Genomic DNA, 22,154 nt, shown 5'->3' with positions numbered 1-22,154 from the left:
AACGGGTTCTCTTTTCAGAGGGAAAGATATTTAATTGAAATTAAATATCAATATAAATAGTAGTAAATTAACCCAATAAATCGCAGTAGAAAGAGCATTGAATTGACATCAATGCTCTTTTTCATCGTTATTGTTATTAACACAAAGCTGTTCAGCTATCTCTTGCACCCGTTCAATGTTTTGAAAAACATCCATTCCACTATCAAAAGATTGAGTACCCAAGAAAAAATAATGGTAAGACCATATAGCACACCACGTTCCTGGGTAATCAATAGTACAAGCAAACTCCAAATGCGAAATGTAACAAAGGTAAGTGTAACTGCATAACTTCTCATCATCCACTGTTTATGTTTTTTGATGTTTCCTTTTCGTATCATGAGAAATCCTACTACTGTTGTATACATCCAAGCTACTGTCAAAGAATAAAATCCAATGACACTAACCCACCCTCCTGTCGCATAATAGGATAAATATAAACCAATGCAAGAGGAAATGAAAATAGATAACACGTATATTTTCCCTATGAGTTTATGTGTGTTTATACTCTTTTGCCGAATTTTATGAATAAATTGAAGAGGTCCAAGCAGTAAAGCGATGAGTCCAAAAATAATATGAACATATAAGAGATATATCCAAGGATGATAGGGGAAAAAAAAGAAGTCATTTGTTTTACCTTTTACAAAAGGAGAAACGGTTGGCCCTATAACAAAATATTGTATAACGACATAACATGCAAAAAAGAGGGCAAATAATCCAAGACAACCCAGAAACCATTTTTTCTTACTCATGTTATATATATCCCCTCCTGTTTATCATATATATGTAATATAGAATGTGAATAGCATAGAATTCAATCGTTGTCTTCAAAAAATAACCATTTATCCCCCACCTACAATCCGTATAGATAATGGTGGTTTTTTCGGTATAAATAATAAAAAAGCGGATTTCGCCGCTTATACCGTTGTAGTTTCTCCGCAATCTGAAAAAGGTTGCAGTAATTACTAACGTTTTACCCTCTTGTCAAACTTCCCAATATAAAACCTCAAGATGCAGAGAAAGCAATGAAAAAACTCCCACTGATGGAAGTTTCACTTTATAACATTTCTGAATTTGTATGAATAAACAAAATAATAACTGCAACAAGTAAAATAATAATAGCGCCTACAAATAATGTAATGGAAAAAAACACAAAGTTCGCATGTATTTGTTGTCCAGCGCTTTCTAAAAAAATCGAAGTAACGTATGTGATTAGGGCTATCCCTGCCAAAACACTACCGGGAATAAAGCGTCTCATACCACTCTGCTTTAACGTCATATAAGCGAATATAGCCGTCACACAAAGCGTAATTCCCCAAAGAATTATCATTTCATCTCCCCCTCACATAGTTTTATCCCGCTATTCGCGGGCAGTAAGATCTCCCACTAACGGAAGTTTCACTTTATCCCGCATTAACGGGCAGTAAGCCCCCCACCTCAAAGGTTCAGAGAGAAGCAAAGAAGATAGGTGGGAGATAACTGCCCGTAAAAGCCCGATTGGTTCAACTAACCGTCAGCGGGGGATGAAGCCCGTCCCCGCCGACGGAAGTTTCACTTTATACTCATTATACATTAGAAATAGTGGTAAAGCGAAATTTCCCTCTAAAAACAAATGTTACAGTGACTATTGAACTCTTTCTAAAATAAAAAAACTCGTGGTTATACTTCCACGAGTTTTCTTCTTATTACTTTGTTGAGTCTCTAAACTGAATACGGTGCGGTAAGATTACCGTATGATCTTCCACCGTTTCTTTGTTCATGTATTTTGTTAGTAAACGCATTGCAACTGCTCCAATGTCATACATCGGCTGTACAACTGTTGAAAGTTGTGGACGTACCATAAGTGCAAGACGTGTATTGTCAAAACCAAGTACTTCTAAATCATTTGGTACATTTAGACCTTTATCTTGAGCTGCGTGAATTACGCCTAATGCCATTTCATCAGAGGATACGAATACTGCTGTTGGCTTTTCAGCAAGTTCCCATAGTTTATCTAATGCTTCCATACCTGAATCGTATGTGTAATCACCGTCTACAACAAGCTCTTCGTCGTAAGCAATACCTGCTTCTTCTAATGCTTGTTTATATCCTTGTAATTTTTTTGCGCTGCCTGCTTTATCAACATAAGGACCAGATACAAAACCAATGCGTGTATGACCTTGCCCTAAGAAATGCTTCATTGCATCATATGCTGCTTGTGTGTAATCAATATTTACAGATGGTGTTATATTTTGCTCATCAAACGATGCTGCAAGTACGATTGGAACAGGAGATTTTTTAAATTCTTCTACATGAGTGTCTGTAATATCTTCTCCCATAAATACGATGCCGTCTACTTGCTTCCCAAGCATTGTATTCAATAAATGGAACTCTTTCTCTTTGTTTTGGTCAGAGTTACTTAAAATAATATTATATTTGTACATTGTTGCGATATCTTCAATACCGCGTGCAAGTTCTGCATAAAACGTGTTAGAGATATCTGGAATAATAACCCCTACTGTTGTTGTTTTCTTACTTGCTAATCCGCGTGCTACTGCATTTGGACGGTAGCCAAGACGCTCAATTGCTTCTAGTACTTTCTTTCTTGTTGTCGGTTTTACATTTGGATTGCCGTTCACAACACGTGATACTGTTGCCATCGAGACATTTGCTTCGCGCGCTACATCATATATTGTTACGTTCATCTTTTCACACACTCCTTTATAAAATTCATCTATATAATATGTACAAGTTAACTTGAATGAAAAAAAGACATCAACTCTACTTGAAGATGTCACTCCCGAGCCCTTTTACTAATGATACGATACAAATAAGGATTGAGACAATATTTTCCCGAAAAAGTTTCGAAAAAAATCATTCCTTTTCTTATATTTTCATATTTTAGATAGAAAAATACTTATTTTCCAGAAAAAAATCTATGCAGCATTCAGCTGCATAGATTTTGAAGCCATTCTTATCCCGCTCTAACAGTCGGTAAGGTGCTTAGCTACGAAGTAATAACAAACCGTCTGTAAGATCCCGATTGGTTCAACTAACCTTTTGGAGAAGAGCGCTCCAAAAGGAAGTTTCACTTTATCTCATACGAAATGCTTTCAATTCGTTCATAAATGCATTAAATTCCGGAATATCCATTTGCTGCGCTGAATCAGAAAGTGCTACAGCTGGGTCAGGATGCACTTCTGCCATAATCGCATCTGCGCCAATTGCCATCGCTGCCTTCGCAGTTGGCAACAATAAATCACGGCGTCCTGTTGAATGTGTTACATCAACAACAACCGGCAAGTGCGTTTCTTTCTTTAAAATTGGTACAGCAGAAATATCTAATGTATTTCGAGTTGCTTTCTCGTACGTACGAATGCCGCGCTCACATAGAATAATATCGCCGTTCCCTTGTGCAATAATATATTCTGCCGCGTACATAAACTCTTCAATCGTTGCGGATAATCCTCGTTTTAATAATACCGGCTTATTGACAGAACCAGCTGCTTTTAACAGCTCAAAGTTTTGCATATTGCGCGCGCCAATTTGAATTACATCTACGTAATCAAGCGCCATTTCAATATCATTTGGATTTAAAATTTCACTAATTACAGCTAAATCATACTCATCTGCTACTTGGCGTAAAATTTTCAGCCCTTCAACACCAAGACCTTGGAAATCATATGGTGATGTACGCGGTTTAAACGCTCCGCCGCGCATTAGTTTTAATCCTTGTTCTTTCATGGCTTTCGCTACTTGACGAACTTGCTCATAGCTCTCAACTGCACATGGTCCCATAATAAAATGAGCATTGCCATCACCGATTTTTTCACCTTTAATATCGACAATTGTATCATCCGACTTTTTCTTACGTGATACGAGAAGCGCTTTACGATGATCATCTTCTTGCAGTTCTAAACCTGTTTTAAAAATTTGTTTAAACAAATGTTGAAGCGTTGATGTTTCAAATGGCCCATCATTGTTTTCTGAAATTAAATCAAGCATTTTGCGCTCCCGTACTGGATCAAAACGTTTCACACCTTGTACTTCTTTTAATTTGCCAACTTCTTGTACAAGACGACCGCGCTCATTTAACAATTTTAAAATTTGTAAGTTCTTTTCATCAATTTGAGAACGTAAACGGTCTAACTCCTGTGATGCCATAGTCACGCCACCTCTTTCAAAATTTATATGTATACTAATAAAAAGTATAATTATTGTTAATAAGATAACTTATTATATATGATACATATGCAGATGTCACTTCATACACTTCGTATTAGACTGCTTATGGAATCGTTATTTTTTCTTAATTTAATCGTAAATTGTATAGCCCGTCAATGTTATTTTCGAAAAATTAAAAAAGCAAGCGTATTCGCTTGCTTTTCCTTATTTAATATTCTCTTGTAAAGCCTGCTCTGTAATGTTCCAATGTGATGCATGCCATAGCACTTTACCATCTTTTATGTATAATACTTGCGGTGATTCATGTCTAATTTCAAAATGCTCGGCAATCTTATTGGAAATAGGACGTGCCTCTTGCACATATAAATAATATGCCGGTACAGCTTGCTCCTTACTGCGATATTCTTGAAATGCCGTGAAAGCACCGTGGCTAATTGGACATGTTGTACTATGTTTAAACAAGATATATGGCTCTTTACTTGCTGTTACTTCTTCAAATTGCTCCATTGTTTCAATCTTCGTCATGCTCATTTCATTCGCCTCTCATTCGAACCGGAAGTCGCGGTAATTTCTTTTCCTTCTTCGTTTTTTTCTCTGGCTTTTCAAACTCCTCTACTACATCCTCTTTCTTTTTGGCACGAAAGCGATTGTACACATCAATAACTGCATTACTCCATTGCACCACTTGTGCTACCTTATCTGCATTATTTTCTACCTGATGTGCAACAGAATCAGAAACGCCGCGTAATCTTGTGTTTAAAGAATGAATCGTTGTTCCAATTCCCTCTACACCTTCCACAACTTTATTTAACGACTGTGATTTCTTTTGAATATCTTCTGCTAATGCATTTGTTTTATGAAGAAGCTGCTCTGTCTCCACTGTAATCCCCTGCATTTGTTTTTGAAGACCTTCCATCGTACTTGCTACATTTTCTAACGTTTTTTGTACAGATACTAATGTTCTACATACATATACAACTAGTACGGCAAACGCAATTGCGATAATGGCTACACTGACGTATAAAAGAATTTGCATACGAATCACTCCTTTATCTTTTTATGCTTACTCCTATTATACAATCATTTTCCGTTTCATTCTAATTGTTCCATATTTCGTGTTAATTTTCATATTTGTTTGGCAAATACAACATAAATTATTAAACAAATTCGCATAAGTAGGTTACAATAAGGAAGGATACATATATAAGGGAGGCTTTACATATGAAAGACCCACGTATTGAAACATTAGCAAAAAATTTAATTAATTACTCTATTCGTTTACAAAAAGGCGAAAAAGTATTAATCGAAAACTTCGGCTTACAAAAAGAGCTTGTAACAGCACTTGTAAAAGCTGCATATGAAGCTGGTGGTTATCCATTCGTACTATTAAAAGATCATCAAGTAGACCGCTCTTTAATGATGGGCGCAACTGAAGAACACTTCGAGCAAATTGCTGCGTATGAAGCAAGCGTAATGAAAGATATGGATGCTTATATCGGCCTTCGCTCTGGTGATAACGTAAATGAACAAGCTGACGTTCCAAGCGAGCGTATGAAAATTTATGGAAACACAATAGGTAAAAAAGTACATAGAGACATTCGTGTTCCAAAAACAAGATGGGTTGTACTTCGTTATCCAAACGCTTCTATGGCACAGCTTGCAAAAATGAGCACAGAAGGCTTTGAAGACTTCTACTTTGACGTATGTAACTTAGACTACGCTAAAATGGATAAAGCGATGGACAACCTTGTTGAGTTAATGAACAAAACAGACAAAGTACGTCTTGTTGGTCCTGGAACTGACTTAACATTCTCAATTAAAGATATTCCGGCTGTTAAATGTGCTGGTCACTTAAATATTCCAGACGGCGAAGTATACTCTGCGCCTGTTCGCGATTCTGTCAACGGTACAGTTTCTTACAACACACCATCTCCGTACAACGGTTACATGTTCGAAAATGTAAAACTTACATTCAAAGACGGTAAAATCGTTGAAGCAACTGCAAACGATACAGAACGCATTAACAAAATTTTTGATACAGATGAAGGCGCACGCTACGTTGGTGAATTCGCAATTGGCGTAAACCCATACATCTTACACCCAATGGGCGATATTCTATTCGATGAGAAAATCGACGGCAGCTTCCACTTCACACCTGGACAAGCATACGACGATGCATGGAACGGCAACAACTCTAACATCCACTGGGATTTAGTATGCATCCAACGCCCTGAATACGGCGGCGGAGAAATTTATTTCGACGATGTATTAATCCGTAAAGATGGCCGCTTCGTTGTACCTGAACTAGAAGCACTAAACCCAGAGAACTTAAAATAAGGATAGAGAAAGTGAGCACAGGTTATTGTGCTCACTTTTGTTTTTAGTTTTTAACATGAGGTTCGTTAGCGGAAATTATGTGTATTATAAAGAATCAATATAATCTTTAGACTCACGTAATGATAATCCTAAATCTTTTTGTGCTTTCTTAATCGCTCTAATTTTCTTTCCATCTTTAACCAACTGACGGATTTCTTCATTGCTTACATGCTCTGGAACACCCAATTGTTTAGCTATTTGCTCTAATTGATTTTCTGTTCGTTTTACTCTTTTATTAATTTGATTGATATGATCTGAAATATAAATGATACCGAAAAAACAAATGCTGTTATAACCCAAGAATTCATATTCATTTCTCCCTTTCTTCTACATTACAAGCTAAATACAAAATAAAGGTACTCATTTTCCCTAATAGATGATTACTTCTTATATAAATAAAGACCGTAATCTTGCATAACGGAAGCGTGACCTTGTTGTCGTAACATAGCTGCGATATTACCGCGGTGATAAGATCCATGAGTAACAACGTGTAATATAGATTCAGAAATAGAAGTTGTAAGTAAACCAGCATATGGATTATCAACTACAATTACTTTTTCTATATCTTCCTGAACACTCAGAAAGGCTTTATATCTCTTCGATAAATCGAAAAAGCTGCTCTCTATTTCCTCAATACTTTTTGACTCTGTTTGCTCTATTAATTGATTTACTAATTCAAATGCTTCATTCATACTTTTACCAGAAATCACATCTAACCATAAGTAATCGGTGAGATAAATATGAGATAACGCTTTTGATATAGAAGGAAAAATACTCTGCATTCCCTTGGTGTAAACATCCTGGGACAGTTCTTTTAATCGATCAATCATTTTTTGGTTCGCCCATACATGGTAGTCATACATTTCTAATGTGGAATTTATCATATTTCACATCTCCCTTTTCCCTACATTCCACCAAAACACAAAATATATAGGAAATGATTATAGTAACCGTACTTATCCAGATTATACCACTAATTGTCGGTAAATTCAGAAAAAAAGAAGCGTTTCTCTAGACGCTCCTTCCTTTTCTACGGTTCTATTTTTCGCAAAAACTAGATGTCATTTACTAATTGTAGTATTCTCTATCTGTAAATAATCAGTGCTTTCCACTTCATCTTCGTCATCCAAATCTACAATAGGTAAAGCAGTATGAACCGCCCAGTAATAGCTAATCAAGGAAACAATACTAACCGCTATCAAATCTGTTGAATTCGTTAAATATCCCTTTCCTTCACCAAACATACCGAAGTATGACACAACCATTATGGCAATGTAGTAAAAAACGAGCCATAACGATGACTTGATTTGCTGGGCAAAAGATACTTGTGAAGTTGGTGCCCATTTTTTGCAACATAGATAAATTACAAACATAATAACTTGTGAAGATAATAACCAAGAAAGTGTTTTCCAACCAGACCAATAAACAATTAATGATGCAATGACAAATGAAAGTGGTCCAATGATTGACATCCCTTTTACCCAAAACGGACGGTTTAGCTCAGGAGCCCGTTTTCTAAGCGCCGCCGTTGTAATCGGTGCGAGAGCATAACTTAATACAAGCGCTGCAGAAACAACATTAATTAATGCTTCCCATGAAGGAAACGGTAATGTCCAGAAAACAGAAAGAACAAATGTAAGCCAAAGTGCAGGTCTTGGTATGCCTGATTTTTCATCAACTTTAGAAAATACTTTAAATAAGGTTCCGCTTTGAGCCCAGCCATATACAACACGAGGGGTAGCGGACATATAAATATTCCCCGTTCCACTCGGTGATATAATGGCATCGGAAACGATAAAATAGACCATCCACCCTAATCCTAACAGAACGGAAATATCTTTAAATGGTAAACTAAATTCATGACTAATTCCCGCCCAACCTTGGCTAAGCATTTCAGTTGGAATACTTCCAATAAAAGCAACTTGTAAAAGAACATAAACAATCAATGAAGAGATCACAGACAAAATAAGAGCAATTGGTATCGTTCTTTGTGGATTTTTCACTTCACTTGCAACTGATACAATAGGTGTCAGTCCTAAATAAGCAAAAATAACACCGCCTGCAGAAATAGCTGCTTGTACACCAGAAAATCCAAACGGCGCGAAACCAGCACTTGAAAAATTATCACCATGTAAATGCATTAACAATACAATGATTGTTAGTGCTGGTACAAAAAATTTAAAGATGGTTATAATTAAATTCGATTTAGCAAATGTTTTTACGCTCCAATAATTTAACAGAAAGAAAATGACGAGCAACCCAAATTGCATAAGCCATCCACTTATAGTCGGCAAAGTAGAATTTTCTTTCGTCAAGCTCGGCCACCAAGCTGCAGCATATTGCCTAGCCGCTTCTACTTCAATTGCTATTAAACTTGAAAATGCAATAAGGGTAATAAATCCTAATAAATATCCAAGTATAGGACCATGTGAATAAGCAGGATAGCGAACAATTCCTCCAGCCCTTGGAAGTGATGCCCCAAGTTCACAGTATACAAGTCCTAATAAAAAAATAGCGATTCCACCAATTACCCATGAAATAATTCCCGCTGGACCTGCTATTCCTGAAACATGGCTAGCAGCAAACAACCATCCTGATCCAAACATAGATCCAAAACCAATAAAGGCTAAATCCAATAGTGATATTTCTCTTTTAAACTTGCCTTTGTTTGCCATACTTTAATCTCTCCCCTTTCAATCTTATATTTTCTTAATATTCAGTATTTTAAAATTAGACTATTGCCATTGTTTCATAATTTTATAGAAGAACAGCATATATGAAGAAAAATTTTCTATAAAAGTTTAATATAAGGAACGCTAATGATGGGCTGCTCCCTAAATCATATGTTCCGTTTTTCTTATACATCAAGCTTTCAAACAGTGCGGAAATTCCAAACCTACTGCTGGTTGAAGATTCACCTGATGTAAACGCTTTATTTTTTAGAAATTCCAATAAAATTAATTAAAAAGATGGACAGTTCGATTGGTGAGAGCTTTCCATCAGTGGGGGATGAAGCCCCCCGCTGATGGAAGTTTCACTTTATTTCAAGTTCACCCAAATGCTCTTCACTTCTGTATAGTTGTCGAGTGCATAAGAGCCCATTTCGCGCCCAATGCCCGATTGTTTATAACCACCGAATGGAGCAGCAGCATCTTCTAAGTTGTAATCATTAATCCAAACTGTTCCGGCCTTTAAGCGATTCGCCACTTTGTGTGCCGTTTTAATGTTTTCTGTCCATACACCTGCAGCGAGTCCAAATGGAGTGTTATTTGCTCTTTCGATGACTTCTTCAACTGTATCGAACGGCAGAACTGCAACTACTGGACCAAATATTTCTTCTTTTGCGATTGTCATATCATCTGTAACATCCGCAAAAATGGTTGGCTGAACGAAGTATCCTTTTTCAAATGCCTTCACACCGCCAGCTGCAATTCTTGCTCCTTCTTCTTTTCCTTTTTCAATATAACGTAACACGCGCTCTTGTTGCTTTTTGGAAACAAGAGGTCCCATTTCAGTTCCTTTTTCCATTCCTGCACCGAGCTTTACATTGTTTGCTAGTTTCGCTAGTTCTTCTACGACTTTTTCATAGTGCTTTCTATGAACGAACACACGGGATCCTGCACTACAGTTTTGACCATGGTTGTACATAATACCGTTAAAAGCACCAGTAATTGCTTCATCTATATTCGCATCTTCTAAAATAATATTTGGTGATTTTCCCCCAAGCTCTAACGTCACATGTTTAATCGTTTCAGCTGCTTGGCGCATAATATACTTGCCAGTGTCTGTGGAGCCTGTAAAAGCTACTTTTTCGATATCATGATGATTTACAATTGCTGCACCTGCTGTTTGGCCAAATCCAGGAACGAAATTCACAACGCCGTCCGGGAAGCCAGCTTCTTTAAAAAGCTGCGCTGTATATAAGAGGGATAACGGCGTTTGTTCAGCAGGTTTTAATACGATTGTACATCCTGTCGCAAGTGCTGCACCCATTTTCCACGCAGCCATGACTAATGGATAGTTCCACGGAATAATTTGGCCGACAACACCAATTGGTTCATGACGTGTATAGTTTAAATAATCCTTTGAAATCGGAGTCGTCTGACCAAGAATCTTCGTTGCCCAGCCAGCATAATAACGGTAATGTTCCACTGTTGCTGGAATATCGTCTTCTAATGCTACTTGATACGGCTTTCCGTTATCTAATGCTTCCAATTGAGCTAATTCTTCCTTATGTTCGTCAATTAAATCAGCCAGCTTATAAATTAAGTGTGCTCTTTCTGCCGCACTAAGTTCAGGCCATGGCCCTTTTTCAAATGCCCGGCGCGCAGCCTTCACCGCTAAATCAACATCTTCTTCCCCTGCTTCACTTACGAAAGCAAGAACTTCTTCTGTCGCTGGGTTATACGTTTCAAACTTTGTACCGCTTGTAGCTGGTACAAAGTTTCCATCGATAAAAAGTTCAATAGTTCCTTCTAAAAAAGCTTTCACTCTCGGCTTTAATTCTATTTGTGCTGTTAACATATTCCACTCACCTTTTCATTTTTTATTTGTACAGTGCTATGCCTTTTTACACATGTGAAACGGCAGTTAAAGTAGCTAAAATATCTTTCAACTTTTGATCTTCCTCAAGCGTTAATCCTAAACGAGGATAACGAGAAGGACCTCCTGCCTGTCCATTTAATTCCATTGCCCGCTTAACAATTTGCACATATTTTCCTGATCCTTCAAGGAATGTACAAAGCGGTAATATGCTGTCATTGATTGCCCAAGCTTCTTTTAGCTCACCTTTTTGAAAATGATTAAACATTTTCGTAACAAGATTTGGCACAATATTGCCTGCAACAGAAATCCAGCCTGTTGCTCCAACTAAATAAGACTCCATCACTAAATCTTCTGAACCGCAGAAAATTTCAATATCCCCTTTGCCATGTCTGACAAGATCTCTTGCTTTGCGAATATCCCCACTTGATTCTTTAATGTGAGTAACTCTTTCACATTCTTTTCCGATTCGCAGCATCAGCTCTGTACTCATATCAACGCCAGATGTAAAAGGATTGTTGTACAGCATAATAGGTACATTCACTGCATTTGAGACTTCTTTAAAGTGGAAATAAATTTCTTCCTCTTTCGGTTTACAATAATAAGAATTAATGATCAGCGCACAATCTGCACCATGTGCTTCCGCCTGTTTCGTATATTCAATTGTTTCTTTTGTCGTTTCAGCAGCTGTTCCCACAATAACAGGAATGCGGCCGTTCACTTCTTTTAATACTGTTTCAACCATTTGGAACTTTTCTTCTTTTGATAAACTTACAAACTCTCCAGTACTGCCGTTGATTACAATACCTGCAACCCCTTGATCTACGAAGTAGTTCACATTATTTTTCACACCGCCCCAATCAATCTCCTGCGCCTCATTCATCGGAGTAATTAATACTGGATAAGCTCCTCTAATTGTTGTCATTTCTATTTCCCCCTTAATATTTTTTTAGTTTTTTTGCTATCACTAGCAAGCACAATAACTTTAGTAAACGACTACAATTTGATTATTTTAGTAAAAATCCAGCAGATAAAGGATCAGTCGGATCTAATACAAACATCTGCATTCCTGTAATAAAACCACGGCTTTTCAAAATAAACTTGTATCCACTCTCCGTTTGTTTCACTCCTTGTACCGTCAAAGTGCTGCCAAAAATGCTTTCACTTACAAATGGTGGTTCTATACACACCTTCCCTTTAGAAAGCAAGCTTGTATAACACGCCATCGTCGATCCAAAACCAGGAGAACGAACAACATACCGGTCGGTGCGGAATGTAATTGTTTTGATTCGCCCTTCTTCTAAATGAGAATCATCCATTAAAATAACGCCCTTTATTGGCATTTTTGATTCGAGAGCTTGAAGCACTGTTTCTCCCCATCTCTTTAGTTCAGAAAGCTCCTCAACACGAATCTGTGCAGAAATATCACTTTTCTCAAACACTGCGTATAATTGATCAGCTTGCACGAGGGTGAACTGTGTATTGAAATGTGGATCGGACAATGGGATATTCGTTTCGACTATTTGACACGATTCACTTTCTATCACTACTGAAACTACTTCATCATTCTCCATCATCGCGGTAACGGAAATCACACCGCTGACCGTTTCGATTTTATATTCACTTGACGCCCTCGGCTTTAAATGACCGCATTCCAATAAAGCTGTAATCACAGCAACGATGCCCCCGTAATGAAGAGGAACCGTTCCTTCATGATTGAAAAATAATACTGCGGCATCAGCCTCTTCATTAATCGTCGGAACAACAAGACAACCATTTAAACCAGCAAATCCACGCGGTTCATTCAACAAAAGATAGATTTCTTCCGCAAACACATGCATAAACTGCTCATTCAGCTGCTCCAAGTTTTGATAGTGAATGAACGGCACATCTTTAATAACACGAAACGCTTGACCAGCTACGTGTACATCTGTTGTTGAATACGTCTTCTGAATTTTCATTTCACGTCCTCCGTTTCATGTTCCATAGGGGGAATGAGCAGAAATCCTTCTTTAAGCGGATCTTCTTCGTGATAGAAGAAGCGATGCATCCCCATTAACCAAGCTGATCCCGCAATTTTGGTCACCACAGCCTGGGTACCTTCCACATCTGTTGTTTCCAATACGCGTCCTCTAAATAAGGAACCGACAATGCTTTCATGAACGAATTCTTCGCCAATTGAAATTTCTTGATTGGCATATAGGACAGCCAATTTTGCAGAAGTACCCGTTCCACACGGGGAACGGTCGATTCCTCCCGGGGGAACAATAACTGTATTTTTCACATCTGCTTCCTCATGGGTTGGTTCAGTAAAAAATTCAACATGAGTTAACCCTTTAATAAACGGATGTTGCGGGTGAACGATTTCAACTTTTTCATTAATGGTATTTCTAATGTTGATTGCTGTTTCGATTATGTTAGAAGCATTCTCTGGAAGTAAATCCAATCCAACTGATTTTGCATCAATGATTGCGTAAAAATTCCCGCCATACGCAATGTCAGCATCTATACGCCCAATTCCCTCGACATCAATGGAAACACGTTTTAAAAGAAATGCTGGGATATTACAAAAAGACACTTCTTTTGCTTTTCCATTTTCTACTGCGATATCCACTTCGACGAGCCCGGCAGGTGTATCCAATTTTAAGGAAGTGACCGGTTCTTGAATGGGAATCAATCCAGATTCAACTAACGCTGTACACACACCAATCGTGTCATGTCCACACATCGGCAAATATCCGCCCGTCTCTATGTAAATCACACCAATATCTGCTTCTGGATGGCAAGGGTCCGTTAACAAAGCACCAGACATGACATCGTGGCCGCGCGGTTCATTCATTAACAGTTTGCGAATCCAGTCATATTCCTTTTTCATATGGAGCATTTTTTCTGACATTGTTTCTCCAACTAACTTAGGAAGCCCGCTAATCAGTGTCCTCGTTGGATTCCCGCCTGTATGTGTATCAATTGTTGTAAAGACTCTTTGTGCCCTCATCTGCTCAACACCCTTTCTGTAAATCGGTTAAAGCTAAGCGGAGCAACGGGAATCGATGTTTCTTTTTCATTAATGAGTTCTTCTATTATTTTCCCAGTTACTGCTGCGAGGCTAATTCCGTCCCCTTCATGTCCCGCCGCGATATAATAATTTGGAATTTTATCCACACGTGAAACGATTGGCAAATGATCTTCCGTCCATGGCCTTAATCCTGCATATGAACGAATCACCATCATATCTGCCATTTTCGGATAAAAGCGGATTGCCCGGTTAGCAATACATTTAATGATTTCATTGTTTACTTTCGTATGAAAGCCGACAAATTCTCTACTGCTCCCAATTAAAAAATTTTGGCTTTCCGTTGGTTCAAAGACAAGAGCTACTCCGTATTTTTCAGTGAGTGGATCAACACGACGCTTTCCACCAAACTTAGAAATTAAGTAACCAAACTCCATTACTTTTCGAGATCCTACATGCTGCTGCCTTGAGGCAACGATGATATGCCCTTTTCTTGGTTCAATTGGTATGGAAAGATCAAGCATCTCTCCTATTCGAGGCGCCCATACTCCTGCCGCATTGACGACATGATCCGCAGTAAAAACTCCGTTTGTCGTTTCTACAGTAAATGAACCACTTTCTTCTTTTTTCATTTGTTTTACTTCTGTATGCTTGAAAGCTTTAGCTCCTAGTTTTTTTGCGTCTTCCAAAAGTGAAAAAGCTAAGAGATAAGGATTAACCGTAGAATCAGTGGCGCATTCTAGCCCACCTAATAAATCATCTGCAAAAAAGGGGGACTCCTGCCGAATATCCTGCCGGTCAAGCATTCGAAATGGTAAACCGGCAGCTTTTTGACGATTCACCCATTTCTGTGCCGCTTCCATCTCCTCGTCCGACTCACAAACAAGGATGCTTCCTGGTGCTCGATATTCAAATGGATACTCCAATTCTTTGCTTAAGTCATCCACTAATTTCTGACTAAACAACGACATCTGACTATCAAAACCCGGGTCTTTATCAATCGCCAAAATATTGCCGTCACATCGTGAAGACGTGCCACTAACAAATTCCCCTTTTTCAATTATCGTTACATCTCTTCCATACTTAGAAACATAGTAGGCAATCGAACAGCCAATAATTCCCCCGCCAATGACTAACACGTCACAATGTTTCACATCACATTCCTCCTCTCGATGAAATGGCCTCATTATCTAAAATGCAATTCGTGTGCCAATTCATGTGAAACTATCACAATGGACTATTACTTCATCCCGGCTGACGGTTCGGTGCAAGTGACGGCGACTCGCATCGAACAGGAAAATTTCAGAGGGAAAAGAAATTACTTTTGTGCTTTCAAATTTTTGTTCCTATCACCAGGATTCATTCCTGATTCAGTTCCTCAATTTCTAAACACAGCAGTTTTACTCTCATTTCATAGAATGAAATTTTCTGTTTAAATATTTTAAACATTCAGCTAATTGGTGTATAATTTTTTTTACAGTGTTAATCATTTTTTACAGCGCAGGAGGAGGATCACTATATTTTCATTACCGTCAGTAAAAGAAATAATAAAACATCTTCTAATCGATACACCGTTCGATAAACATCAGATTGAACAGAAAAACGGTGAATTTTATTATCGTTCAACAACAGAAACGCTTGATTTCCCATGCAAAATCGTATATGAAGATGATCCATTCTTCACCTTGATTGAGGCGTTTAATCAGCATTCCACAGCAATTATTCTTGATACAACCAAAAATCCAATAGGCTGTATAACAGCCGCTCAAATGATCCATTTTCTTCATAACTCTTACAATCAATTAAAAGCATTTTATGAAACTGTCATTCAAACAACAGATTCTTCAGTCACAGTCATTGATGATAACGAGCATGTTTGCACATGGACCGAAGGCGCAGAAAAAATTTTTTCAGTCAAGCGGGAAAATATAATCGGCCAACCAATTACGGATTTTTTCGACTATAAAAATCTAGAAATCTTGCAATCTCTGCATAAAGGGAAAAGTATTGCAGGACAGCACCATCAGCCTCGGTCTGATTTGTTTGTCATAATCAACTCTAATCCCGTTTATTTTAATGGTCAGATTATCGGGGCAGTCGTTTCAGAAACGGATATCACAAATCAAGTCGTACTGAATGAGAAATTATTTAATATGTCCAACGAAGTACACCGTTTAGAACAAGAAGTAGCAAAATATAAGGATTCATCTGATCCATTTCAATCTATTAAAGGAAAAAGTACCACCCTGCAAAGAACAGTGGATTTAGCTAGAAGAGTATGTTCTGTTAAATCCACTGTTCTCATATTAGGCGAAAGCGGTGTCGGAAAAGAGGTGTTTGCGAAAGCAATTCATGAGGCAAGTGAAATGCCGAAAGCACCTTTTATTTCAATTAACTGCGGCGCGATACCAGCATCTTTATTTGAAAGTGAGCTATTCGGATATGAACGGGGTGCTTTCTCTGGTGCCGATAGTAAAGGAAAAAAAGGAAAAATAGAACTAGCAAAAGGCGGTACATTATTTCTTGATGAAGTAGGTGAAATGCCGCTCGAAATGCAGGTAAAACTCCTACGCGTGCTGCAGGAGCGGAAATATTATCGCGTTGGTGGAGAAAAAGAAATCAATATCGACTTCCGTATCATCGCTGCTACAAATCGCGATTTACAAGAATTAATGAGAAAAGGACAATTCCGTGAAGATTTATATTACCGATTGAACGTAGTCAGTTTGCACATCCCTCCTTTAAGAGAGCGGCAAGAAGATATTATCGAATTAACCCATTACTTTTTACATGATTTTTCTTTGAGCTATCAGCGGCCAATTCATGAGTTTCCTCCAGAAGTCATGCATGAACTGCTTCGGTATGATTGGCCTGGCAATATTCGCGAACTTCGCAATGTCATAGAACGGCTCATCGTATTTGCAACAGATGGCGTAATAAAAAGAGAGTATTTACCCTTTCATCCAAATAGTATCAACTTTGAAAACACACCAAAGACTGTATCTAATGTACTTCAAGAAAATGATTCAACCATCTTATCACTACAAGAAGAAATGGATCAACACGAGAGAAAAGTAATCGAAAGAGCGTTACAGATCTTAGATGGAAATAAATTAGAGTGCGCGAAACAACTTGGTATCACAAGAGCCACTTTATACAATCGTTTGAAGCGGCTCGGCCTACATTAATCCTCTTCCTCCTCTGCATTGGCACATTTTTTGCATAATATTTTTATGAAAGACTGTCGAGGAGGAATTCAAATGGTTAACAAAGAGAGCATTGTGATTTGCCGCTGTGAAGAAGTTACTTACGGACAACTTCAGAAAACGGCAGATCAACATACATGCACAGCAAGAGAATTAAAATTAAGAACACGAGCAGGAATGGGCTTTTGCGGCGGCCGCACATGCAGGCCGACATTAGATAGAATTATTGAAAGTGTTATCCCTAATGTGTCACCTGGTGAAATTCCGTTAAAATATCAGCCCCCAATTCGGCCGGTAACCTTTGGAACAGTAGGTGAAAATCAATGACTAGAATCATGAACCATCCCATTTTAGGGAATTTAGATGATAGAGAACGTATTTCCTTTCAGTTTGACGGAATTCAATATGAAGCATATGAAAATGAAACGATTGCGGCGGCTCTTTTGGCAAACGGAATACGAAAACTGCGCGTTCACGAAGATAGCGGGACACCTAGAGGTATTTATTGCAATATCGGTCATTGCTTAGAGTGCCGTGTAACTGTCAATGATCAAGCAAACGTAAGAGCCTGCTTAACAGTTGTCGAAAAGGATATGATTGTTGAAAGCGGCAAACAGCATCCGAATATTGTAAGAAGGATGGTGGAAAAGCGATGATTGATGTCATTGTAATTGGAGGGGGCCCAGCAGGATTAGCAGGAGCTATTGCATGTGCGAGCTTTGGTCTCAAAGTGACTGTTATTGATGAATTTATAAAACCAGGCGGCAGGTTACTAGGACAACTTCATCAAGAACCTTCCGGTGAATGGTGGAATGGCATAAAAGAATCAGAGCGCCTTCATCAAGAAGCGAAAAAATTATCGGTCGATATTCGCTGCGGTGTGTCTGTTTACAATTTAGAAAAAGAAAACCACCTATGGAATGTACATACGAGCTTAGGTACGCTAGAAGCACCATTTGTACTAATTGCGACTGGAGCTGCCGAGTACTCTATCCCGCTGCCTGGTTGGACCCTTCCTGGTGTAATGTCCATTGGCGCAGCTCAAGTCATGACAAATGTTCATCGCGTCCAAGTCGGCAAAAAAGGGATCCTTATCGGAGCAAATATTTTAGCATTTGCGATTTTAAATGAATTACAACTAGCTGGCATAACAGTTGATCGAATTGTACTCCCTGAAAAAAGTGTCCTTAGTCAAAAAGCTGGTGAGCCTGAAGAGGTTATGAAATCGCTCTTGAACGCAGCTCATCTCGCTCCATCACCGTTATTACGTATCGGGAGCCGTTTCATGAAAAATGACTGGATGCGGAAAGTTGCTTTAAACTTTTATCCGAAAAACGGCATGAAAGTGAACGGTACTCCCCTTCAACTTCGGAAAGCAGCACTCGAAATTATCGGTACAGATCAAGTGGAAGGAGTACGCGTCGCCGATATTGATGCAAATGGCAATATTATTGAAGGGTCTGAAACTATTCACGAAGCGGATTTTGTCTGTATAGCAGGCGGCTTGTACCCGCTGGCAGAGCTTGCCGCTGTTGCCGGATGTCCATTTCAATACATTCCTGAACTTGGCGGTCACGTGCCCCACCATTCAGAGATGATGGAAACTCCTCTTAATGGACTATTTGTAGCCGGGAATATCACCGGGATTGAAAGTGGCAAAATTGCCATGGCTCAAGGAACAACGGCGGGATTGTCAATCGCCAAACATGCCGGAAAAGAATCGAACACAATTGACCAAAAACTACAACAATCTGTGCAGCATGTCCGTACTGTTCGCAAGCAAGCTGCAATCCAATTCAATCCTGGGATTGATAGCGGCAGAAGCAAAATGAACGAACTTTGGGAACGTCTCTATTCAAATGACAGCACTGGGAAAACTCCCAAACAAATTGTGTAATGAAATGAAAAATCCCGTCAGTCTTTGTTCTGACGGGATTTCTTATTTACATAACGCTCGTTAGCGGAATTTATACGTATTATAAAGAACCACTATTGCCTTTAGACTCACCTAAATCTTTTTGAGCTTTCTTAATTGCTCTAATTTTTTCTTCATCAGTTATGCTGCAGTTACTGAAGAACGTTTTGGCTTTCGCTTACTCTTTTTCTTGTGCCACCACATATACGTGCCAGTAAACATTAAAATTGATGGTGTAAGACCACCAATAACATATAAGATTTTTGTAAATAAACCACCAAACGTTCCTGTATGTAGTGGTTTAAGCCATGTCTGATACGTCAATCCATCATCCACCTTTGGATCTTGTTTAGCCAACACTTTCCCGCTATACTGGTCAACCCATATTTTCACATTCCCATTCCCTGGATCGTATGGACGACTCAAACGAATTTCCACAGCACCTTCTGCTTTTCCTTTTTTCGCTTGCACAGGCATCCTTACTTGCGTAATAGTCCCTTGAGGAACTGCCTTTTCAGCTTCACCTAACAAGGAATCAAGAGGGAGTTTTCCTCCTGAAAGAGGCTTAGAAATAAGTTTCTCCTTCGATGGCATGACACTAGTTTTCGCTCCGATCCACCCAAAAATTGTCTTATCGTATGTAAAAAGTGCCCCTGTTAATGAAACCACTAATAAAAGTGGCATAGCAATGATTCCAATGACTTTATGTATATCATACTGTTTTACATATGTATTCTTACTACGCCGTATAACAAAACCGCGTGCCCATTTTTTAATTCCAGGCCACCATAAATACAACCCAGATAAACTAATAAAAAAGAAAATAAATCCAATAATACCCACAATTTCTTTACCGTTAAAATCATTAAGAAGTAAATGATAATGAATCTCTTTTACTTGATTAAAAAACGCTTTTTCCCCTAATTCTCCATTTATGTTACTGGTCCCCGGATCAACATATACAGATTTCGTCCCTTTTCCTTCTTTCAAATTAAACAAATAAACCCCTTGAGAGTGTGGATCATCTGGCGTATACACACGCTGAATTTCTCCCTTTGGGTATGTGCTTGCTACAGTTTGCAAGGCTTTCTGATATGTAACCGGTTGACCCTTAGTTATTTTGTATAAATCAGGATAAATCATACGATTTAATTCGTTGTCAAAGACAAGCAAACTTCCAGTCAATCCAATTAGCACAATAAACATACCAGCTATCATGCTAAGGTATAAATGAACCTTTCTAACCATACTGCGAATCTTCATAAAAGTCCCCCTTAATGAAATGAAAAGTCAAATTAATATTAAAGATAATGATTATCATTGTCAATATGTAAAAATTCAAAATATAGAGTAAAAGTTCAAATATAATTGTTCCCACAACAAAAAGAGGATTATTTTTTCACACCCTTACCTTAAGTTTTTATCCCCCACTTATCTTCCTCGTTTCTCTCTGAATTTTGAGGGAGGGTCTTACTGCCCGTTAATACGGGATAAATCTCAAGATTCATGATTTTTCAGCCCTTTTCAAAGCAGTAATTTCAATATCACTTTCACCTGAAATATAGCTAGCAATGTATGCCTTTTAAAGCCTATTCATGTGATAAAAACAGACATTTTTGTAAACTAAAAAAACCGTTTGAAATATATTTTCATAAAATCATAGCTTAGTGTAGGAAATGTGATGCTTTGGCGGCGATAGCACATTGCAAAAATTTTCATTGACAAATAAAAAATGCGGGATTAAGATTAATCTAGTTTTTATTGATAAAGATTATCATTATCATTTTTAGATATACTAGGGGGAAGTTCATTGCTTAAAAAATTTTTAAATCTCAAAACCATTCTTATATCGTTTTCCTTGTTGGTAGTAATTGGTGTCATCATATGGCAGGGAGTGAATTATCAAGGGAATCCTGATCCTACCGCTAAAGATATAACGCCAGGTGCTGCAATCATAAATACGGCTATCCTTATCTTTCGGGAAGGATTAGAGGCTATTTTAGTATTATCAGCAATTATCTCTGGCTTAGTGCGTAAGAAACAAGATAACTATTGGAAGCCCATTTCTGCTGGAGCGGGGGTATCCTTCTTAGCCACAATTGCTACATGGTTTATTGTAGTAGGGATTATTTCTTCTGTGAATGCATCGGAGCTTCATATTCAAGCTGCAACAGGAATTCTAGCTGTTATTGTTTTATGTATTATCATGAACTGGTTCTTTCATAAGATTTATTGGCAGGGTTGGATTAACCTACATAATCGTAAGAAACAAAAAATAACCGGAAATAATGGTGAGAGTGTGGCAAAGAGTACATTTTGGTCTCTTTTCCTACTAGGTCTTACATCGGTTTATCGTGAGGGTTTTGAAGTCGTTCTTTTCCTTCAAAATTTACGATTAAAAGTGGGATCTGATGTTATCTTACAAGGAGCACTGATTGGGTTAGCGTTAACGATGATAGTGGGAGTTCTGACCTTTTTAGCTCATCGCCGTCTTCCTTATAAAAAAATGTTGGTATTTACAGGCGGTCTCTTAGTGGTTGTCTTGGCCGTAATGGTGGGAGAAACCGTACAAGAGATGCAACTAGCAGGATGGATTAGTACAACTACCATCAATATTCATTTCCCTGATTGGATGGGGGTTTGGTTCTGTATATTCCCAACAGTTGAGACATTATCAGCTCAAGTTATAGCTGTAATTTATGTATTAGGCTCTTACTTTGCTGCTCGTTATTTAACAAAACGAAAAGCAATGAAACGACAAACGCAAGCAGTGTCATAAAAACAAAAAGAGGTCTACCTATTCCTATCAAGTAAGCAACTATAAAAAAGATTAATCAGCCATCGAGATTTGATATTCTATCAGAACTCGGTGGCTGTTTAATCTTCTTTGGAATTGTTTATC

21 protein-coding genes are annotated in these 22,154 nt (G+C 38.2%); 6 read left to right on the top strand and 15 right to left on the bottom strand.

Features of this window, described 5'->3' with window-relative positions:
- Positions 1–155 precede the first annotated feature (155 nt).
- The 6 genes from AB1279_RS04385 to AB1279_RS04360 form a co-directional block, all read right to left on the bottom strand.
- Positions 156–788, bottom strand: coding sequence for a DUF2306 domain-containing protein (locus AB1279_RS04385; protein ID WP_429757963.1), 633 nt, complete (start codon positions 786–788; stop codon positions 156–158).
- Between the two features lie 305 nt (positions 789–1,093).
- On the bottom strand, positions 1,094–1,366 hold the full coding sequence (locus AB1279_RS04380) for a DUF3917 domain-containing protein (RefSeq protein WP_429753556.1): 273 nt from the start codon (positions 1,364–1,366) through the stop codon (positions 1,094–1,096).
- Positions 1,367–1,721: 355 nt separating this feature from the next.
- Positions 1,722–2,720 carry a catabolite control protein A gene (ccpA, locus tag AB1279_RS04375; protein ID WP_336481993.1) on the bottom strand — a complete coding sequence of 333 codons (999 nt, stop codon included), beginning with the start codon at positions 2,718–2,720 and terminating at the stop codon, positions 1,722–1,724.
- A gap of 388 nt (positions 2,721–3,108) precedes the next feature.
- A complete protein-coding gene (locus AB1279_RS04370) occupies positions 3,109–4,179 on the bottom strand; it encodes a bifunctional 3-deoxy-7-phosphoheptulonate synthase/chorismate mutase (protein WP_429753555.1) in 1,071 nt (356 codons plus the stop codon).
- 225 nt (positions 4,180–4,404) lie between these two features.
- Positions 4,405–4,731, bottom strand: a complete 327-nt coding sequence (gene ytxJ / locus AB1279_RS04365; RefSeq protein ID WP_429757962.1) for a bacillithiol system redox-active protein YtxJ — start codon at positions 4,729–4,731, stop codon at positions 4,405–4,407.
- 1 nt (position 4,732) lies between these two features.
- Positions 4,733–5,236, bottom strand: a complete 504-nt coding sequence (locus AB1279_RS04360) for a DUF948 domain-containing protein (protein ID WP_429757961.1) — start codon at positions 5,234–5,236, stop codon at positions 4,733–4,735.
- Between the two features lie 185 nt (positions 5,237–5,421).
- On the opposite strand from AB1279_RS04360, the gene AB1279_RS04355 reads away from it, so the two are divergent.
- Complete coding sequence (locus tag AB1279_RS04355; RefSeq protein WP_429757960.1) at positions 5,422–6,537, top strand: aminopeptidase; 1,116 nt, start codon at positions 5,422–5,424, stop codon at positions 6,535–6,537.
- An 84-nt stretch (positions 6,538–6,621) separates the two neighbouring features.
- Here the strand turns inward: AB1279_RS04355 and AB1279_RS04350 are convergent, their stop codons facing one another.
- From AB1279_RS04350 to AB1279_RS04315, 8 genes are all read right to left on the bottom strand, one after another.
- On the bottom strand, positions 6,622–6,876 hold the full coding sequence (locus AB1279_RS04350) for a hypothetical protein (protein WP_429757959.1): 255 nt from the start codon (positions 6,874–6,876) through the stop codon (positions 6,622–6,624).
- A gap of 80 nt (positions 6,877–6,956) precedes the next feature.
- Positions 6,957–7,460: a DinB family protein gene (locus AB1279_RS04345; protein WP_429757958.1), complete on the bottom strand. Its 504-nt coding sequence runs from the start codon at positions 7,458–7,460 to the stop codon at positions 6,957–6,959.
- Between the two features lie 177 nt (positions 7,461–7,637).
- Complete coding sequence (locus AB1279_RS04340) at positions 7,638–9,251, bottom strand: APC family permease (RefSeq protein ID WP_429757957.1); 1,614 nt, start codon at positions 9,249–9,251, stop codon at positions 7,638–7,640.
- Between the two features lie 364 nt (positions 9,252–9,615).
- A complete protein-coding gene (locus AB1279_RS04335) occupies positions 9,616–11,100 on the bottom strand; it encodes an aldehyde dehydrogenase family protein (RefSeq protein ID WP_429757956.1) in 1,485 nt (494 codons plus the stop codon).
- 46 nt (positions 11,101–11,146) lie between these two features.
- Entirely contained in the window at positions 11,147–12,043 is an 897-nt protein-coding gene (dapA, locus tag AB1279_RS04330; protein ID WP_429757955.1) for a 4-hydroxy-tetrahydrodipicolinate synthase, read from the bottom strand.
- An 82-nt stretch (positions 12,044–12,125) separates the two neighbouring features.
- Positions 12,126–13,079 carry a proline racemase family protein gene (locus tag AB1279_RS04325; RefSeq protein WP_429757954.1) on the bottom strand — a complete coding sequence of 318 codons (954 nt, stop codon included), beginning with the start codon at positions 13,077–13,079 and terminating at the stop codon, positions 12,126–12,128.
- The gene (locus AB1279_RS04320) at positions 13,076–14,113 is read right to left on the bottom strand and encodes a proline racemase family protein (protein ID WP_429757953.1); all 1,038 of its coding nucleotides are present in this window, start codon (positions 14,111–14,113) and stop codon (positions 13,076–13,078) included. Before AB1279_RS04320 ends, AB1279_RS04325 begins: the two co-directional genes overlap by 4 nt.
- The gene (locus AB1279_RS04315; RefSeq protein WP_429757952.1) at positions 14,110–15,285 is read right to left on the bottom strand and encodes an NAD(P)/FAD-dependent oxidoreductase; all 1,176 of its coding nucleotides are present in this window, start codon (positions 15,283–15,285) and stop codon (positions 14,110–14,112) included. Before AB1279_RS04315 ends, AB1279_RS04320 begins: the two co-directional genes overlap by 4 nt.
- Before the next feature lie 363 nt (positions 15,286–15,648).
- Here AB1279_RS04315 and AB1279_RS04310 point away from each other — a divergent pair, with 363 nt between their 5' ends.
- The 4 genes from AB1279_RS04310 to AB1279_RS04295 all read left to right on the top strand — a co-directional run bounded on the left by AB1279_RS04310 (position 15,649) and on the right by AB1279_RS04295 (position 19,234).
- A complete protein-coding gene (locus AB1279_RS04310) occupies positions 15,649–17,319 on the top strand; it encodes a sigma-54 interaction domain-containing protein (RefSeq protein WP_429761293.1) in 1,671 nt (556 codons plus the stop codon).
- Positions 17,320–17,391: 72 nt separating this feature from the next.
- Entirely contained in the window at positions 17,392–17,664 is a 273-nt protein-coding gene (locus tag AB1279_RS04305) for a (2Fe-2S)-binding protein (RefSeq protein WP_429753542.1), read from the top strand.
- Positions 17,661–17,993: a (2Fe-2S)-binding protein gene (locus tag AB1279_RS04300; RefSeq protein WP_336484393.1), complete on the top strand. Its 333-nt coding sequence runs from the start codon at positions 17,661–17,663 to the stop codon at positions 17,991–17,993. Before AB1279_RS04305 ends, AB1279_RS04300 begins: the two co-directional genes overlap by 4 nt.
- On the top strand, positions 17,990–19,234 hold the full coding sequence (locus AB1279_RS04295) for an NAD(P)/FAD-dependent oxidoreductase (protein ID WP_429757951.1): 1,245 nt from the start codon (positions 17,990–17,992) through the stop codon (positions 19,232–19,234). Before AB1279_RS04300 ends, AB1279_RS04295 begins: the two co-directional genes overlap by 4 nt.
- Positions 19,235–19,393: 159 nt before the next feature.
- Here AB1279_RS04295 and AB1279_RS04290 read toward each other — a convergent pair whose 3' ends face one another.
- Positions 19,394–20,515, bottom strand: coding sequence for a PepSY-associated TM helix domain-containing protein (locus AB1279_RS04290; RefSeq protein WP_429757950.1), 1,122 nt, complete (start codon positions 20,513–20,515; stop codon positions 19,394–19,396).
- 547 nt (positions 20,516–21,062) lie between these two features.
- Between AB1279_RS04290 and AB1279_RS04285 the strand changes: the two genes are divergently transcribed.
- Positions 21,063–22,031 carry an FTR1 family iron permease gene (locus tag AB1279_RS04285; RefSeq protein ID WP_429753539.1) on the top strand — a complete coding sequence of 323 codons (969 nt, stop codon included), beginning with the start codon at positions 21,063–21,065 and terminating at the stop codon, positions 22,029–22,031.
- Positions 22,032–22,154 lie beyond the last annotated feature (123 nt).

The sequence above is a fragment of the Bacillus sp. S14(2024) genome (genome assembly GCF_050473785.1).
Taxonomy (GTDB): Bacteria; Bacillota; Bacilli; order Bacillales; family Bacillaceae_G; genus Bacillus_A; species Bacillus_A yunxiaonensis.
The sequence above is the reverse complement of the archived record's forward strand: the minus strand, read 5'-3'. Positions and strand labels throughout refer to the sequence as shown.

Bases quoted from the DNA above. Each gene is read 5' to 3' on its own strand.
- AB1279_RS04385 (WP_429757963.1), bottom strand. From the start codon at position 788: ATGAGTAAGAAAAAATGGTTTCTGGGTTGTCTTGGATTATTTGCCCTC.
- AB1279_RS04380 (WP_429753556.1), bottom strand. From the start codon at position 1,366: ATGATAATTCTTTGGGGAATTACGCTTTGTGTGACGGCTATATTCGCT.
- ccpA (WP_336481993.1), bottom strand. From the start codon at position 2,720: ATGAACGTAACAATATATGATGTAGCGCGCGAAGCAAATGTCTCGATG.
- AB1279_RS04370 (WP_429753555.1), bottom strand. From the start codon at position 4,179: ATGGCATCACAGGAGTTAGACCGTTTACGTTCTCAAATTGATGAAAAG.
- ytxJ (WP_429757962.1), bottom strand. From the start codon at position 4,731: ATGAGCATGACGAAGATTGAAACAATGGAGCAATTTGAAGAAGTAACA.
- AB1279_RS04360 (WP_429757961.1), bottom strand. From the start codon at position 5,236: ATGCAAATTCTTTTATACGTCAGTGTAGCCATTATCGCAATTGCGTTT.
- AB1279_RS04355 (WP_429757960.1), top strand. From the start codon at position 5,422: ATGAAAGACCCACGTATTGAAACATTAGCAAAAAATTTAATTAATTAC.
- AB1279_RS04345 (WP_429757958.1), bottom strand. From the start codon at position 7,460: ATGATAAATTCCACATTAGAAATGTATGACTACCATGTATGGGCGAAC.
- AB1279_RS04340 (WP_429757957.1), bottom strand. From the start codon at position 9,251: ATGGCAAACAAAGGCAAGTTTAAAAGAGAAATATCACTATTGGATTTA.
- AB1279_RS04335 (WP_429757956.1), bottom strand. From the start codon at position 11,100: ATGTTAACAGCACAAATAGAATTAAAGCCGAGAGTGAAAGCTTTTTTA.
- dapA (WP_429757955.1), bottom strand. From the start codon at position 12,043: ATGACAACAATTAGAGGAGCTTATCCAGTATTAATTACTCCGATGAAT.
- AB1279_RS04325 (WP_429757954.1), bottom strand. From the start codon at position 13,079: ATGAAAATTCAGAAGACGTATTCAACAACAGATGTACACGTAGCTGGT.
- AB1279_RS04320 (WP_429757953.1), bottom strand. From the start codon at position 14,113: ATGAGGGCACAAAGAGTCTTTACAACAATTGATACACATACAGGCGGG.
- AB1279_RS04305 (WP_429753542.1), top strand. From the start codon at position 17,392: ATGGTTAACAAAGAGAGCATTGTGATTTGCCGCTGTGAAGAAGTTACT.
- AB1279_RS04300 (WP_336484393.1), top strand. From the start codon at position 17,661: ATGACTAGAATCATGAACCATCCCATTTTAGGGAATTTAGATGATAGA.
- AB1279_RS04295 (WP_429757951.1), top strand. From the start codon at position 17,990: ATGATTGATGTCATTGTAATTGGAGGGGGCCCAGCAGGATTAGCAGGA.
- AB1279_RS04290 (WP_429757950.1), bottom strand. From the start codon at position 20,515: ATGAAGATTCGCAGTATGGTTAGAAAGGTTCATTTATACCTTAGCATG.